Consider the following 14,987-nt stretch of genomic DNA (forward strand, 5'->3'; position numbering starts at 1 on the left):
GAAGGGGTGCTCGCGCACGACTTTCGGCAGCGGCCCCCGACGACCCCCGATCCGCCTACTGAGCAGGCAGGACGTGTTTCGCGGCGATCTTCTTCGCGGTGTCCGAATCGGGCCCCGGCAGCGGTACGAAGACGGCCTCGCGGTAGTAGCGCAGCTCCGCGATGGACTCGCGGATGTCGGCGAGGGCGCGGTGGTTGCCGTTCTTCTCGGGGCTGTTGAAGTAGGCCCTCGGGTACCAGCGGCGGGCCAGCTCCTTGATGCTGGACACGTCCACGATGCGGTAGTGGAGGTAGTCCTCCAGGGTCGGCATGTCCCGCAGCAGGAAACCGCGGTCGGTGCCGACGGAGTTGCCGCACAGGGGGGCCTTGCCGGGCTCCTTGACGTGTTCCCTCACGTAGTCGAGGACCTGCCGCTCGGCCTCCTCCAGCGTCGTGCCGCCCTCCAGCTCGGCGAGCAGCCCGGACGCGGTGTGCATCTCCCGCACCACCTCCGGCATCGTCTCCAGGGCCCGCTCCGGCGGGCGGATAACGATGTCCACGCCTTCGCCGAGCACGTTCAGTTCGGAGTCGGTGACGAGGGCGGCCACTTCGATGAGCGCGTCGTCCGACAGCGAGAGGCCGGTCATCTCGCAGTCGATCCACACCATGCGATCGTTCATGTGTCTAACCTTACGGGGCGCCGCGCCGTGCGGGGCCGGGTGGTGAAGCGCGGGTTTCCGTGATGTGCCGGTACCGGTGTGAACGTCACGGGGCCGGACATGCGGACGGACACGGCGAACGGGCCGGAAGCTGGTGCCTCCGGCCCGTCGGACGTCGCCGTCACCTCACGGCGCGCTGCGCTGGCCCGGGAGGGCCGAGGCCGTCAGGGACGGGCCCAGGGCGCCGGCCGCCGCCGTGCGGCGGGACTGGTGCGGGAGGGGGCTGTCCGGGTGCGGGGCGGGCGGCACCTGGGGTCCCGCGTGGCCCTGCTGGCCCGGTGGGAGGGCTCCCGCGGTGCTCGGGGCGCCCTCGGTGTCCCGGTTCCGGTCGGCCTGCGGGCGCCGCGCGCGGTACGCGGCCCGGTAGGCGGCCGGGGACGAACCCAGCTGGCGCCGGAAGTGGCCGCGCAGTGCCACCGGTGAGCGGAAGCCGCAGCGGCCGGCGACCTCGTCCACCGAGTAGTCCGACGTCTCCAGCAGGCGCTGCGCCTGGAGCACCCGCTGCGTGATCAGCCACTGCAGCGGCGCGCTGCCGGTCAGCGAGCGGAAGCGGCGGTCGAACGTACGACGGCTCATGTACGCGCGTGCCGCCAGCGTCTCCACGTCGAACTGTTCGTGGAGGTGCTCCAGCGCCCAGGCGACGACCTCGGCGAGCGGGTCGGCGCCGATCTCCTCCGGTAAAGACCTGTCCAGGTAGCGCTCCTGGCCTCCGCTGCGACGCGGCGGCACCACCAGGCGGCGGGCCAGCGCGCCGGCCGCCTCGTTGCCGTGATCGGTGCGCACGATGTGCAGGCACAGATCGATTCCGGCCGCGGTGCCCGCGGACGTCAGCACGTCGCCGTCGTCCACGAAGAGCTCCCGCGGATCCACGTGCACCGACGGATAGCGTTTCGCCAGCGTCGGCGCGTACATCCAGTGTGTGGTCGCGGGACGGCCGTCCAGCAGGCCCGCCGCCGCGAGGACGAAGGCGCCGGTGCACAGCCCGACGATGCGGGCACCCTCCTCGTGGGCCCGGCGCAGTGCGTCCAGGGCCTCCTCCGGCGGTGGCGAGGTGATCGAACGCCAGGCCGGCACCACGACGGTGCCCGCCCGGGATATCGCCTCCAGGCCATGTGGCGCGGTGAGTTCCATGCCTCCCGTCGTCCGCAGCGGGCCCTCTTCGCCTCCGCAGACGAGCAGGCGGTAGCGCGGTACGCCGGCGTCCTGGCGGTCAACCCCGAACACCGACAGCGGTATGGAACTCTCGAAAATGGGGCCGCCGCTGAACAGCAGCACCGCGACGATCTCCTTGCGGCGGCGCCCGGAGAGTTTCCGGGCCGCCGTTTCCGGCGTGGCGGTGGAGTCGTGGCTCATGCTGCTAAGCCCCCCTCGGTGGTCGCGGCGCCCTCTACCCTTACCTTTCGGGTCTGTCGCTCCTGCACGTTTCCCCTCGGTCCTGCACGAGTCCCCCGCCGTAAGACATCAAGATCGAATCTACTGCGTCCCGTCGAGCGCCGGTGGCCGGTTCGCCCCCGGCGCATTGTCGACTTGGCAACTTGGCGTGAAGCATTCGATCACGAAGCGTTGCACTCGTGGGCCGTGCGGGGAAGTGCGCCTTGTCGCGGTGGCCAATCCCCGTAGGGCACGCAGGGTCCGTCGGACCCTTTCCGCGCAGGTCGAACGGGGGTTGGGGGGTGGTTGCGGCGGGGGACGCACACAAGCCAGAAGTTGGCTGAAAAGATACGGGCGAGGGCGCGGAAACCGGTCAGTTGACCGGTGTACCCCCGCCATTGTGCCGCCGGCCCCGTCGCACCCCGGTTCCGGCCCGCCCGCGCCGGCCCCGCAAGGGCTCCGGCCCTCCCGGACGGTCGGCGCGAAGCGCCCTGTGGCATGGCTCACGGGGCTCGGCACACGGCCGGGCCGTCGGTCACCGCGGATCCGCGGCGGACCGCGCACGACGGCTCACTCCCACCGGCAAGTGAACCCTGAGCAAACCACCTGTACAGGACAGCAACCATTGCGTGACGGGCGGACCCTCGTGCATGCTCCGGGGAACCCGCCTGCCGGTATGCGCGGGATCTGGGCTTAGGAGGCGTGCCGCCGTACCCTGAGGGGTATGGGGTTGGGAAGGTAATTCCCGGACACAGCTCCGCCGCACACTGTCGTCCCCCACAAAGGATCACACCCCCGAGACAGCCATGGCCGGTCACGAATTCTTCGAACCCGCGGACCGCAAGCGGCCGGTCGCCGATCCCACGGCGGCCGAACCCCTGGCGGCGGAGGAGCCACGCCACCCCTGCGACCCCGCGTTCCGGCACGGTGTCGTCGTCGGCTTCGACGGCTCCACCTCCAGTGAACGGGCCCTCGCGTACGCCATCGGCATGACGCGGCGCCTCGGCTCGGGCCTGATCATCGTCCACGTCGCCAACCGGCTGCCCACCACGGTGTGGGCGGGGTGCGAGCCCCCGGTCTTCGTGGACGTCCCCGACCATCGCACGGAGGTGCTCGGGCTCGAGCTCGCCTGTGCGGACTATCTGGCCGAGGTGCCGTGGATCCTCGTCGAGCGTGGTGGGGACATCTGCCACGAACTCGAGGAGGTGGGGCGGGAGTATGCCGCCGACGCGATCGTCGTGGGTTCCACCCACGGTCTCGTGGGGCGGCTTTTCGGGTCCGTCGCCGGGCGGCTGGCGAAGCGGGCGCAGCGGCCGGTTGTTGTCATCCCGTAAGTCGGTACGGGCCCCCGCGTGTTGGGTGGCAACACGTGGGGGCCCGTTCTGTTTCGTCGGCCCGCGCGGGCGCGTGAGGGCCGGCCGCGCGGTTGCCCGCGCCCCTGGAAGCCCTACTCGACCGTTACCGACTTCGCCAGGTTCCTCGGCTTGTCGATGTCCCGGCCCAGGGCCAGGGCCGTGTGGTAGGCGAGGAGTTGGAGGGGGATGCCCATGAGGATGGGGTCGAGTTCGTCCTCGTTCTTGGGGACGAGGAGCGTGTGGTCGGCCTTCTCCTGCTCCTGGTGGGCGACCGCCACGATCTGGCCGCTGCGGGCCTTGATCTCCTCCATGGCCGCGCGGTTCTTCTCCAGCAGGTCGTCGTCCGGGACGATCGCGACCGTGGGGAGGGCCGGCTCGATCAGGGCCAGCGGGCCGTGCTTCAGCTCGGAGGCCGGGTACGCCTCGGCGTGGATGTAGGAGACCTCCTTGAGCTTCAGGGAGGCCTCACGGGCCACCGGGTAGCCCCGCACGCGGCCGATGAAGAGCATCGAGCGGGCCTCGGCGTAACGCAGGGCCAGCTTCTTGATCTCCTCCTCCTGCTTCATGATCTCGGCGATCTGGCCCGGGAGCCTGCGCAGGCCCTCGATGATCCGCTTGCCGTCGCGCACCGACAGGTCACGGGTGCGGCCCAGGTGCAGGGCGAGCAGGGCGAAGGCGACCGTGGTGTTGGTGAAGCACTTGGTGGACACCACGCAGACCTCGGGACCGGCGTGGACGTAGACGCCGCCGTCCGCCTCGCGGGCGATCGCGGAGCCGACGACGTTGACCACGCCCAGCACCCGCGCGCCCTTGCGCTTCAGCTCCTGCACGGCCGCCAGCACGTCGTACGTCTCACCGGACTGGGAGACCGCGATGTACAGGGTGTCGGGGTCCACGACCGCGTTGCGGTAGCGGAACTCGGAGGCCGGCTCGGCGTCGGCGGGGATCCTGGCCAGCTCCTCGATCATCTGCGCGCCGATCATGCCGGCGTGGTACGAGGTGCCGCAGCCGAGGATCTTCACCCGGCGGATCCGGCGCGCCTCGCGGGCGTCCAGGTTGAGGCCGCCCAGGTGCACGGTGGAGAAGCGGTCGTCGATCCGGCCGCGCAGCACGCGGTCCACGGCCTCCGCCTGCTCGTGGATCTCCTTGTGCATGTAGGTGTCGTGGCCGCCCATGTCGTACGAGGCCGCCTCCCACTCCACGGTGGTCGGCTCGGCGGTCGTACGGGTGCCCTCGGTGGTGTAGGTGCGGAAGTCGTCGGCCTTCAGCGTCGCCATCTCGCCGTCGTCCAGCGTCACGATCTGGCGGGTGTGGGCGACCAGCGCGGCGATGTCGGAGGCGACGAACATCTCCTTCTCGCCGATGCCGAGCACGACCGGCGAGCCGTTGCGGGCCACCACGATGCGGTCCGGGAAGTCGGCGTGCAGCACGGCGATGCCGTAGGTGCCCTCGATGAGGCGCACGGTCTCGCGGACCTTGTCCTCCAGCTTCTCGGCCGTCGAGCGGGCGATCAGGTGGACGAGGACCTCGGTGTCCGTCTCGGAGAGGAACTCGACCCCGTCCGCCTCCAGCTTGCGGCGCAGGTCGGAGGCGTTGTCGATGATGCCGTTGTGGACGACGGCGACCTTGCCCCCGGCGTCCAGATGCGGGTGGGCGTTCACGTCGGAGGGTGCGCCGTGGGTGGCCCAGCGGGTGTGGGCGATGCCGGTGGTGCCCTTGAAGCGCGCCGGAACCTTGGCCTCGAGGTCGCGCACCCGGCCCTTGGCCTTGACCATCTTCAGGCCGGACGCCTTCGGCGACGTGACGGCGATGCCCGCCGAGTCGTAGCCGCGGTACTCCAGCCGCTGCAGGCCCTCGAGCAGCAGGGGAGCGACCTCACGCCTGCCGATGTATCCGACGATTCCGCACATGTGAGTATGTTCCTAGCCGTAGGGGATTATCCGTAGACGATGCGGCGCAGTTGCCGGAGCGAGAGCTCGGGCGGGGCCACCGCGCGGTATCTGAGGTCCGCCTCGATCCGTTCGAAGATCGTCGCGTTCACCAGGCCCTGGGCCTGGAGCTCGCGGTGGCGGCGACGGACGTACTCCTCGGTCGTCTCGTCGAAGTAGGCGAGCACGTCCTGGACCACGCGCAGCGCCTCGCCCCGGCTGAGGGGCGTGGACCGCGTCAGATGATCAACAAGTTCGTCGTGCACCCGATGATCCTGGGGCACCGGCCACGGTTTCGCAAGAATCGTGCCCGATTTCGGGCAGGACTCACCGGCGGGGTTCAGGATCGGCTCACATGCGCTTGAGGACCGCCTGTTTGGCGAGGGTGAACTCCTCGTCCGTCAGTACCCCGGAACGGTGCAGTTCGCCCAGCTCCCGCAGGCGGCGCAGCAGGGCGTCGTGATCGTCCTCGGCCGGAGCGGGGGCCGCCTGCGGCTGTGCGTCCCCGGGCTCCCGGGGGCGCTCGTCGACGGGTGCGGCCGGGTGCGGCAGACGGGCCTGGACGGCGGCGGCGACGAGCGCCATCAGCGGGTCCTTCTTGAAGCCCCACAGCTCCACCGCGTTGGGGTCGTACTTGGCGGGCGCCTTGGTGGGGGAGTGCCGCACGAGGAAGCGGAGGTGTCCGTTCTCCAGTCCGACCGCCGGCTGCCACTCCACGCCGGCCAGGTCCGCCACCGCGAGGGTGCGGGCACCGGCGGCGGCCTTGGCGTCCTCCGTCTTCCAGTTCCACTCCAGCCGTATGCGCTCGCCGTCGAAGCTCACCGTGCCGTCCCCGGCGGAGACGGACAGCGGTACGGACGGGCCGGGCAGCAGGTACTCGGTGACCGGGTCGGCGGGGACCTGGTCCAGCAGCAGGGCGGTGCGGACCTCCTCCGTGAAGTACTCGGCGACGCCGTAGCGGTCGGAGTCGACGATCAGCCGGTAGGGGTCGTGCGGCTCGGTGAGCCGGCCGCCGGCCGCGTGCAGCAGGGGGTCGGCGCCGTCGCGCAGCCGCAGCCTGAGCCGTCCCGACTTCTTGCCCTGCTCCAGGGAGATACCCGCCAGCGCCCGCAGCGGCAGCACCAGTTCACCCAGAGCTCTGCGGAGCAGCCCGACGTTCTTGTCCCGTCCGGGAGTCAGCCGCAGGGTGTCCCCGTCGAAGGCCCAGGTGCCGTCCTTCTGGATGATTTCCGCCATGGGGGGATTGTTCCACCGGATCCGCGGGAGAGTCGCCCGTACCTCGTGCGGATTCCCTTGCGAGACAACGGAGTTGAAGGGTGTTCGTGCTGACGGGCGTCCCGGAGGACCGTACTCCGGGACGCCCGTCCGTTTGTGGGTCAGCGCCCCGCGAGGGGGTTCTTCAGCGTGCCCACCAGCTGGAGCGCGCCCGACGGGTCCGCGAGGTCCACCATCTGCCGGTTGTCGCGCAGCTGGAGGCGGTTGAGGCAGGACAGGGCGAACTCGGGGGCGAACATGTCGTACCGGGCGAACTTGTCGGCGAGTTCGGGCACCGACGCCTGGTACTCGCGGGTGATCTCCGCGACCGTGCCCCAGAAGCCGTCCTCCTCCAGGACGCCCTCCTCGGCCAGGTTCGCCGCGAGGAAGCGGAAGAAGCAGTCGAAGACGTCCGTGAAGATCGACAGCAGCTTCGTGTCGTCCGGGACCTCCACCCGGATGCGGGAGACCTCCGGCGGCAGCACCGCGTCCGGGTCCATCACCGCGATCTCCTCGGCGATGTCCTTGTAGACCGCGCGCTTCACGAGGCCGTCCTCCAGGACGAGGATCACGTTCTCGCCGTGCGGCATGTACACCAGGTCGTAGGCGTAGAAGCTGTGCAGCAGCGGGACGTAGTACGCCCGCAGATAGTGCCGCAGCCACGCGGCCGGGGCGAGCCCCGAGCGCTCGATCAGCGCGCCCGCGAAGGACCTCCCCTCGTGGTCGACGTGGACCAGCGAGGCCATGGTGGCGAGGGACTCGCCGTCCGCCAGGGACGGCACGGGGCTCTCCCGCCACAGCGCGGCCAGCATCTTCCGGTACGGCGAGTAGCGGTCCGTGGCCTGCTCGTACTCCAGGTGCCGGTAGCCCACGGCGGCCCGCTCCCGGATGATGGACAGCCCCGTGGCCCGCAGCACCGGGTCGTTGTCGATCAGCCGGGCCAGCCAGTCGTTGATCGCCGGGGTCGCCTCCATGTAGGCGGCGGACAGCCCGCGCATGAAGCCCATGTTGAGGACGGACAGGGCCGTCTTCACGTAGTGCTTCTCGGGGTGCGAGGTGTTGAAGAAGGTGCGGATGGACTGCTGGGCCAGGTACTCGTCGTCGCCCTCGCCCAGGCAGACCAGGTGCCCGCGCGCCACCTCGGCGGCGAAGGTGACGGACAGCTTGTTCCACCACTGCCAGGGGTGGACGGGGATCAGGAGGTAGTCGTCGGGGTCGAGGTCCCGCTCGCGCAGGACGCCGTGGAAGCCCTCGACGGTCTCCTCGCCCAGCTCCTGCCGGATGAACGACTCGTACGCGATCCCGACGCCGGCCGTGAACGCGGCCCGCGAGCGGTGGGCGGCCAGCCACACCAGCTTCACCGGGTTCGCGGTCTCCGGCGCGTACGCCAGGTACTCGTGGACGCCGAAGCCGAGCCGCCCGTTGTTGGCGACGAAGCAGGGGTGGCCCTCGGTCATCCCGGTCTCGATGGCCTGGAAGCCGGCGTCGACCAGCTCGGCGACCGGTACCTGTGGCTTGGTGAGCTTGTAGCAGGTGCCGGAGAGGGTGGAGGAGATCTCCTCCAGGTACACCGGCAGGATCTCCTCGCTCAGGCCCAGCGACTTCTGCAGCTCGATGAAGAAGTCCAGGGCCGCGAGCTCGAGTTCGGTGTCGTCGCGGTGGCGGGTGATCGAGTCGGCGTCGACCTGCCAGTGGTCCAGGGCGCGCTTCGTCCCCGTGAAGGTGTACCGGGTCAGGCCGTCGTCGCTGCGGACGACCCACCCGCCGTCGCCGGTGGCCTCCGGCGTGACGAGCCGCTCGTGCGCGAACTCGGCGAGCGCCTTGCGGATCAGCAGGCGGTTGGCCCGCGCCCAGCGGTGGGGGGACAGGTGCGCCACGGCGTCGGACAGGGTCATACGGCTACTCCTCGGGCGGCCTCGAACTGCTCGCGCGTGCAGAAGCTCAGCAGCGCGCGCTTCTCCGGCTTGTCGATCTCACGCTCGGGCACGAAGCCCACGGCCTCGTTGAGCGCGTGTACGGCCTTGTTGGTCACGTCCGGTTCGACCACCACCCGCCGGGTGTCCGGGTCGGCGAACAGCTCCTCCATCACGGCGGTGATGACGGCCCGGGTGAAGCCGTGGACCGGCCGGTCGGTGGGGGCGACCAGGAAGTGCATGCCGACGTCGCCGGGCTCGGGGTCGTACAGGCCGGTCAGTTCGACGTACCGGGGGTCGTACTTCTCCATCAGGAAGGCCGGTGTGCCGTCGTGCAGGCCGAGGTAGGCGTGGTGGTGCTCGTGCGCGGCGATCCGCATGTACTCGCGTTCGACGTCCTGGAGCCTGGCGTCCTGCATCATCCAGAACGCCGCCTTGGGGTCGGTGACCCAGCGGTGCAGCAGCTCCGCGTCCTTCAGCGGGTCCAGGGGGCGGACGGTGAACGTACCGATGCTCGTACCGCTCGTACCGCTCATACCGCGAACTCCTGGAACGCGATCGTCTTCTCGACCGGGTAGTACTCGGTGCCGAGCAGTTCGCGGATGATGGTCGCGTTCCGGTACGGGCCCATGCCCAGGTCGGGGCTGGTGATGCTGTGCGTGTGGACGCCGGCGTTCTGCAGGAAGATGCCGCGGCCGGTGACGTCGACGGCGTAGTCACGGCTCACGTCGAAGCGGCCGTGCCCGTCGAAGCGGATCCGGCTCCGGACCGGGTCGAGGAAGGCCGGCGGCTCGTAGTGGTAGCCGGTGGCCAGCACCAGGCCCTCGGTGCGGATCTCGAAGTCCTTGTCCTGTTCGTCCTGGTGGAAGCCGAGCGTGTACCCGCCGTCCTCGTACCGGGCGTCCGTGAGCGAGGAGTTGGTGAGCAGCCGGGTGGGGACGCCGCGGTCGCCGCTCTCGACGTTCTTCTGGTACAGCAGGTCGAAGATCGCGTCGATCAGCTCCGAGTTGATGCCCTTGAACAGGCCCTTCTGCTGCTTCTCCAGCCGGTAGCGGGTCTCCTCGGGCAGCGCGCGGAAGTAGTCGATGTAGTCGGGGGAGGTCATCTCCAGGGTCAGCTTGGTGTACTCCAGCGGGAAGAACCGCGGGGAGCGGGTGACCCAGTTGAGCCGGTAGCCGTGGACGTCGATCCCGGAGAGCAGTTCGTAGTAGATCTCGGCGGCGCTCTGTCCGCTGCCGACGATCGTGATGGACTCCTTGTCCAGCAGCTCCGCCTTGCGGTGCATGTACTGCGCGTTGTGGAACAGGCCGCCGTCCAGTCCGCGGCACGGCTCGGGCACGAACGGCACGGTCCCGGTGCCGAGCACCAGGTGCCGGGCGCGGTACGTCCCGCCGGCCGCCGTCGCCACGGCGTACAGCCCGTCGCCCTCGTCGTACGTCACCTCGGTGACCGTCGTGCCGAAGCGGATGCTGCTCAGCTTCCCGGCGGCCCAGCGGCAGTAGTCGTCGTACTCGACCCGCAGCGGGTAGAAGTTCTCGCGTATGTAGAACGAGTACAGCCGCCCCTTCTCCTTCAGGTAGTTGAGGAAGGAGTAGGGGGACGTCGGGTCGGCCAGGGTGACCAGGTCCGACATGAACGGGGTCTGCAGGTGGGCGCCGTCGAGGAACATCCCGGCGTGCCAGGCGAAGTCCGGCTTGGACTCCAGGAAGACGCCGTTCAGCTCGTCGATGGGCTCGGTGAGACAGGCGAGGCCGAGGTTGAAGGGGCCCAGTCCGATCCCCACGAAGTCGTAGGTGGTTCCATGGGCTTCAGGAAGCGCGGTCAAGGGACTCTCCCAGGTACTGCTCGGCGTGGCCGGCGATCAGATCGAGGACGGCGGCGATGTCGGACGTCGTGGTCTCGGGGTTGAGCAGGGTGAACTTCAGGTAGTGGCGCCCCGCCACCTTGGTGCCCGCGACCACCGCGTCACCGGAGGCGAACAGGGCCTTGCGGGCGTAGAGGTTGGCCCGGTCGATCTCGGCGGGGTCGGTGACGGCGGCCGGGACGAAGCGGAAGACCAGGGTGGACAGGCTCGGCTCGACCACGACGTCGAAACGGGGGTCGGCGGCCAGCAGTTTCCAGCCCTCGGCGGCCAGGTCGCACACCTCGTCGAAGAGCTGCCCGATGCCGTCGGCCCCCATCACGCGCAGCGTCATCCACAGCTTGAGCGCGTCGAAGCGGCGGGTGGTCTGCAGGGACTTGTCCACCTGGTTGGGGATACGTTCCTGCACCATGCGGCGCGGGTTGAGGTACTCGGCGTGGTAGGTGGCGTGCCGCAGCGTGGCCGCGTCGCGGACCAGCACGGCCGACGAACTGACCGGCTGGAAGAAGGACTTGTGGTAATCGACGGTGACGGAGTCGGCGCGCTCGATGCCGTCGGCACGGCCGCGGTACTTCAGTGAGGCGAGCAGGCCGCAGCCGTAGGCGGCGTCGACGTGCATCCAGGTGCCGTGCCGCGCGCACAGTTCGGCGATCTCCGGCAGCGGGTCGATGGAGCCGAAGTCGGTGGTGCCGGCGGTGGCGACGACGGCCATGGGGACCAGGCCCGCCTCGGCGCAGCGCTCCAGTTCGCGGGCGAGGGCGACGGTCTGCATGCGCTTGTCGTGGTCGACGGGGACCGTCACCACGGCGTCGGGTCCGAGGCCGAGCAGTTTCGCGGACTTCTGCACGCTGAAGTGGCTGACCTCGGAGGTGAAGACGCGCAGTTTCGCCAGGTCGTCGGTCTTGGCCTCCTCGCGCGCCAGCAGCAGTGCCTGGAGGTTGGACTGGGTGCCGCCGGAGGTGAACACGCCGTCGGCGGCCGGGCCGAGGCCGATGCGGCCGGTCGTCCAGTCGATGAGTTTCCGCTCGATGAGGGTGCCGCCGGCCGACTGGTCCCAGGTGTCCAGGGAGGAGTTGACGGCGGAGAGCACGGCCTCGCCGAGCACGGCCGGGATGACGACCGGGCAGTTGAGGTGGGCGAGGTAGCGGGGGTGGTGGAAGTAGACGGCGTCCCGGAGGTAGACGTCCTCCAGTTCGTCCAGCGCGGCGGTGGTGTCGTGCAGCGGCCGGTCGAGGTCGATGCCGTCGATGCGGGGGGAGAGCGCGTCGACGGTGACTCCGGTGAACGGCCGTTCGGTGGTGGCGAGTTTGGCCGCCACCCGCTCGACTCCTTCGGTCACGGAGCGGCGGTAGTGCTCCGCGGTGGTGTCGTTGAGCAGGTGCGAGCGCATGTGGGGGTCCTCCGGTGGGGACGATCCGGTGCGGGGAAAGGCCGGCGGCGTGTTACTTAGGTTAGCCTAACCTAAGTAACACGCCGCGGAGTCGGACCCTGCCGTGACCGTGATCACTCCTGCATCAGGAGAGCCGGCGTCGGATCCGTTTCCCGCCGCCCCCGTTCGGGCGGTCGGAGGGGTCAGCCGACCTTCTTGGCCTTCTCGATGGCCTCGGCGAGGTTGTCGAGCAGCGGCGTGCACTTGTCGTAGGACAGGATCGGCTCGGGCGAGCGGGCGATGACCTGGCCGGCCTTGACCGCGGGGAGCTTCTTCCAGGTCGCCTCGGTGATGTCGGCGGGCTGGATGGTGGAGGCGCGGTCGTCCATGATGATGACGTCGGCCGGGTACTTGTCGACGTTCTCCCAGCTCAGCGTCTCGAACCAGCCGCCGGTCGCCTTCTTGGCCTCCTCCGGGGGCTCCACGATGTTCACCCCGAGGGCCTTGAAGTACTCCAGGTCGATGGAGAAGTTCGAGCCGGAGACGTAGAAGACGTCCTGCGCCGCGGAGCCGGCCAGCACCCTGATCTCCGGGCGGGCCTTCGCGGCCTTGCGCAGCCGCTCGGCGGCGGCCTCGAACTTCTTCTTCGCCTCGACGACCTTCGTCGCCTTCATGTCGGCGCCCAGCGACTCGGCCAGCTCGGCCATGCGCTGCAGCGGCTCCGGCATCTGACGGTCGTAGACGGAGACGGCCACGCTCGGAGCGAGCTTGGCGATCTTGTCCTTGGAGGCCTCGGGCACGTACCAGAGCGTGCCGGCGTCGTCGAACGTCGTGCTGATGAGCACCTCGGGCTGGAAGGCCGCGTACTGCTCGACGTTGAAGCTGTCGAACTTGTTGCCGAAGATCGTCAGCTTGCTGACGTCCATGTCGCCGGCCTGGACGTCGGCCTTGCCGTCCGTCGTCTTGGTCGGGCCGAAGACGCCCTTCACCTCGACACCGTAGTCGTACAGCGCGGCGGCGACACCGGTGAACGCGACGATGCTCGTCGGCACCTTGTCGAGCTTCACGGTGGTGCCGCGGTCGTCCTTGAAGGACCACGGGCCGGACTTGGCGTCGCCGGACCCCGTCGAGTCCGAGCCGCCGCTCTTCGCGTCGTCGCCCCCGCAGGCGGTGAGCGCGGCGCCGAGTCCGAGGGCGCCACCGGCGGCGAGCAGTCCCCGACGGGAGAAGCGGGCGGTTGCGGCGTTCGACATGGGTGCGTCTGCTTTCGTGCGTACGGAGCCGACCTTGGCTGGAAACAGGCTTAGGTTAGCCTAACCTCATGATCTGTCCAGAGGGTGCTCCGTATGCAGCCCCTCACACGGGGGAGTCGGCGTCCCGGTCCCGGCCGTAGCGGCGGAACGCGGAGGTGTCCACCGTCCAGGGGCCGAACGGGACCATGTCCCCGAAGATGTACGGGTCCTTGTGGCTGTAGTGGTTCCCGCAGGGGGAGGAGTGCACCTCGATCGTGCCGGTGCGAGGGTCGACGATCATGTAGTGCGGGATGCCCATGGCCGGGTACTCGGTGAGCTTCTCGCCGTAGTCGTTGTTCGGGTTGGACGGAGAGACGATCTCGACGGCCGCCAGGGCCTGTGTGGCGTCGACGGCGAGGCCCTCCTCGTCGAGGACGGCCTCGGGAATGACGACGGCGTCAGGGCGCCGCATGCGGCCGATCGCGGGGTGCTCGATCTCCGGGCCGTTCGCGCAGATGTAGCCGGGGTGAGTGGCGAGGAGTTGCTCGTCCAACTGCTTGCAGATGCGCCGGACCGTGCCCTCGTGGCGCTTCGAGGGGCACATCATGGCCAGTATCGGACCTGACGGGCCGATTTCCACGCTCCAGGCGCCCTCGAGTTGTTCGGCGTGGGCCCCGAGCCGCTCGGCGATCGCGCGCATCTTCGCGTAGTCCATGACCTCAGGGTACTGACGACTTCGCATCGTGGGCGCCCGCCTCCGTTGCGTGATCGATTCGGTGCCGGATCCTTCGCCGACGAGGGTGACCGGCCCGCGTGCACACTGGACGCGGGCCGGCCCCCAAGGTTCAGTCCGCCAGCCCCAACTCCCGTGCGATCAGCATCCGCTGGACCTCACTCGTGCCCTCGCCGATCTCCAGGATCTTGGAGTCGCGCCACATACGGGCCACCGGGTACTCGTTCATGAAGCCGTAGCCGCCGTGGATCTGGGTGGCGTCGCGGGCGTTGTCCACGGCCACCGTGGACGAGTACAGCTTGGCCAGCGCCGCCTCCTTCTTGAACGGCTCGCCGGCCACCAGCCGGCTGGCCGCGTCGCGCCAGGCGAGGCGGGCCGTGTGGGCCTTCATCTCCATGTCGGCGATCTTGAACTGGATGGCCTGGTTGGCGCCGATCGGCCGCCCGAACGCGTGCCGCTCCTTGGCGTACTTCACCGACTCGTCCACACAGCCCTGCGCCAGACCCGTGCCCAGCGCCGCGATGGCGATGCGGCCCTCGTCCAGGATGCGCAGGAACTGCGCGTAACCGCGGCCCTCCTCGCCCAGGAGGTTCCCCGCCGGGACGCGCACGTCCTGGAAGGACAGCTCCCTGGTGTCCGAGGCGTTCCAGCCGACCTTCGAGTACGGGGCCGCCACCGTGAAGCCCGGCGTGCCCGACGGGACGATGATCGCCGAGATCAGCGGCCCGCCGTCGGGCCTCCGGCCGGTGACCGCCGTGACCGTGACCAGGCCCGTGATGTCGGTTCCCGAGTTGGTGATGAAGCACTTGGTGCCGTTGATGACCCATTCGTCCGTCGACTCGTCCAGCCGGGCCGTCGTACGGGTCGCGCCCGCGTCGCTGCCGCCGTCCGGCTCCGTCAGACCGAACGCGCCCAGGATCTCGCCCGAGCACAGCCGGGGGAGCCACTCGCGCTTCTGCGCCTCGGTGCCGAAGAGGTGGAGCGGCATCGCGCCCAGCGAGACCCCCGCCTCCAGGGTGATCGCCACCGAGGAGTCCACCCGGGCCAGTTCCTCCAGGGCCACGCCCAGCGCGAAGTAGTCGCCGCCCATGCCGCCGTACTCCTCCGGGAACGGCAGCCCGAACAGGCCCATCCGGCCCATCTCCCGCACGATCTCGTACGGGAACTCGTGCCGCTCGTAGAAGTCGCCGATCTTCGGCGCCACCACATCGTGTGCGAACTCCTCGACCGTATGGCGGAGTTCTTCCAGTTCGGGGGAGAGCTTGTGGTCCATG

13 protein-coding genes are annotated in these 14,987 nt (G+C 69.7%); 1 reads left to right on the top strand and 12 read right to left on the bottom strand.

Going from position 1 to position 14,987, the window contains the following annotated elements; translation table 11 throughout:
* Positions 1-55: 55 nt before the first annotated feature.
* Complete coding sequence (gene orn, locus ACFXAE_RS12485) at positions 56-658, bottom strand: oligoribonuclease (protein ID WP_384712184.1); 603 nt, start codon at positions 656-658, stop codon at positions 56-58.
* Positions 659-823: 165 nt separating this feature from the next.
* A complete protein-coding gene (locus ACFXAE_RS12490) occupies positions 824-2,050 on the bottom strand; it encodes a helix-turn-helix domain-containing protein (RefSeq protein WP_384712187.1) in 1,227 nt (408 codons plus the stop codon).
* Between the two features lie 824 nt (positions 2,051-2,874).
* Here ACFXAE_RS12490 and ACFXAE_RS12495 point away from each other — a divergent pair.
* Complete coding sequence (locus ACFXAE_RS12495) at positions 2,875-3,402, top strand: universal stress protein (RefSeq protein WP_384712190.1); 528 nt, start codon at positions 2,875-2,877, stop codon at positions 3,400-3,402.
* Between the two features lie 113 nt (positions 3,403-3,515).
* Here the strand turns inward: ACFXAE_RS12495 and glmS are convergent, their stop codons facing one another.
* The 10 genes from glmS to ACFXAE_RS12545 form a co-directional block, all read right to left on the bottom strand.
* Complete coding sequence (glmS, locus tag ACFXAE_RS12500; RefSeq protein WP_384712193.1) at positions 3,516-5,333, bottom strand: glutamine--fructose-6-phosphate transaminase (isomerizing); 1,818 nt, start codon at positions 5,331-5,333, stop codon at positions 3,516-3,518.
* 26 nt (positions 5,334-5,359) lie between these two features.
* Positions 5,360-5,617, bottom strand: coding sequence for a hypothetical protein (locus ACFXAE_RS12505; RefSeq protein ID WP_030217181.1), 258 nt, complete (start codon positions 5,615-5,617; stop codon positions 5,360-5,362).
* A gap of 85 nt (positions 5,618-5,702) precedes the next feature.
* Positions 5,703-6,587, bottom strand: coding sequence for a DUF4429 domain-containing protein (locus tag ACFXAE_RS12510; RefSeq protein WP_384712197.1), 885 nt, complete (start codon positions 6,585-6,587; stop codon positions 5,703-5,705).
* 140 nt (positions 6,588-6,727) lie between these two features.
* Positions 6,728-8,500 (bottom strand): IucA/IucC family protein, encoded by a 1,773-nt coding sequence (locus tag ACFXAE_RS12515; RefSeq protein ID WP_384712200.1) that lies wholly within the window; start codon positions 8,498-8,500, stop codon positions 6,728-6,730.
* Positions 8,497-9,054 carry a GNAT family N-acetyltransferase gene (locus ACFXAE_RS12520; protein WP_384712204.1) on the bottom strand — a complete coding sequence of 186 codons (558 nt, stop codon included), beginning with the start codon at positions 9,052-9,054 and terminating at the stop codon, positions 8,497-8,499. Before ACFXAE_RS12520 ends, ACFXAE_RS12515 begins: the two co-directional genes overlap by 4 nt.
* Complete coding sequence (locus ACFXAE_RS12525; RefSeq protein ID WP_384712207.1) at positions 9,051-10,343, bottom strand: lysine N(6)-hydroxylase/L-ornithine N(5)-oxygenase family protein; 1,293 nt, start codon at positions 10,341-10,343, stop codon at positions 9,051-9,053. The genes ACFXAE_RS12520 and ACFXAE_RS12525 overlap by 4 nt, the downstream gene beginning before the upstream one ends.
* Positions 10,327-11,769 (bottom strand): lysine decarboxylase DesA, encoded by a 1,443-nt coding sequence (gene desA, locus ACFXAE_RS12530; RefSeq protein WP_384712210.1) that lies wholly within the window; start codon positions 11,767-11,769, stop codon positions 10,327-10,329. The genes ACFXAE_RS12525 and desA overlap by 17 nt, the downstream gene beginning before the upstream one ends.
* Before the next feature lie 182 nt (positions 11,770-11,951).
* Positions 11,952-13,001: an ABC transporter substrate-binding protein gene (locus ACFXAE_RS12535; RefSeq protein WP_384712213.1), complete on the bottom strand. Its 1,050-nt coding sequence runs from the start codon at positions 12,999-13,001 to the stop codon at positions 11,952-11,954.
* Between the two features lie 103 nt (positions 13,002-13,104).
* A complete protein-coding gene (locus ACFXAE_RS12540; protein ID WP_384712216.1) occupies positions 13,105-13,695 on the bottom strand; it encodes a Uma2 family endonuclease in 591 nt (196 codons plus the stop codon).
* Between the two features lie 130 nt (positions 13,696-13,825).
* A complete protein-coding gene (locus ACFXAE_RS12545) occupies positions 13,826-14,986 on the bottom strand; it encodes an acyl-CoA dehydrogenase family protein (protein WP_384712219.1) in 1,161 nt (386 codons plus the stop codon).
* Between the last annotated feature and the right edge of the window lies 1 nt (position 14,987).

This window comes from Streptomyces sp. NPDC059454 (assembly GCF_042749965.1).
GTDB lineage: Bacteria > Actinomycetota > Actinomycetes > Streptomycetales > Streptomycetaceae > Streptomyces.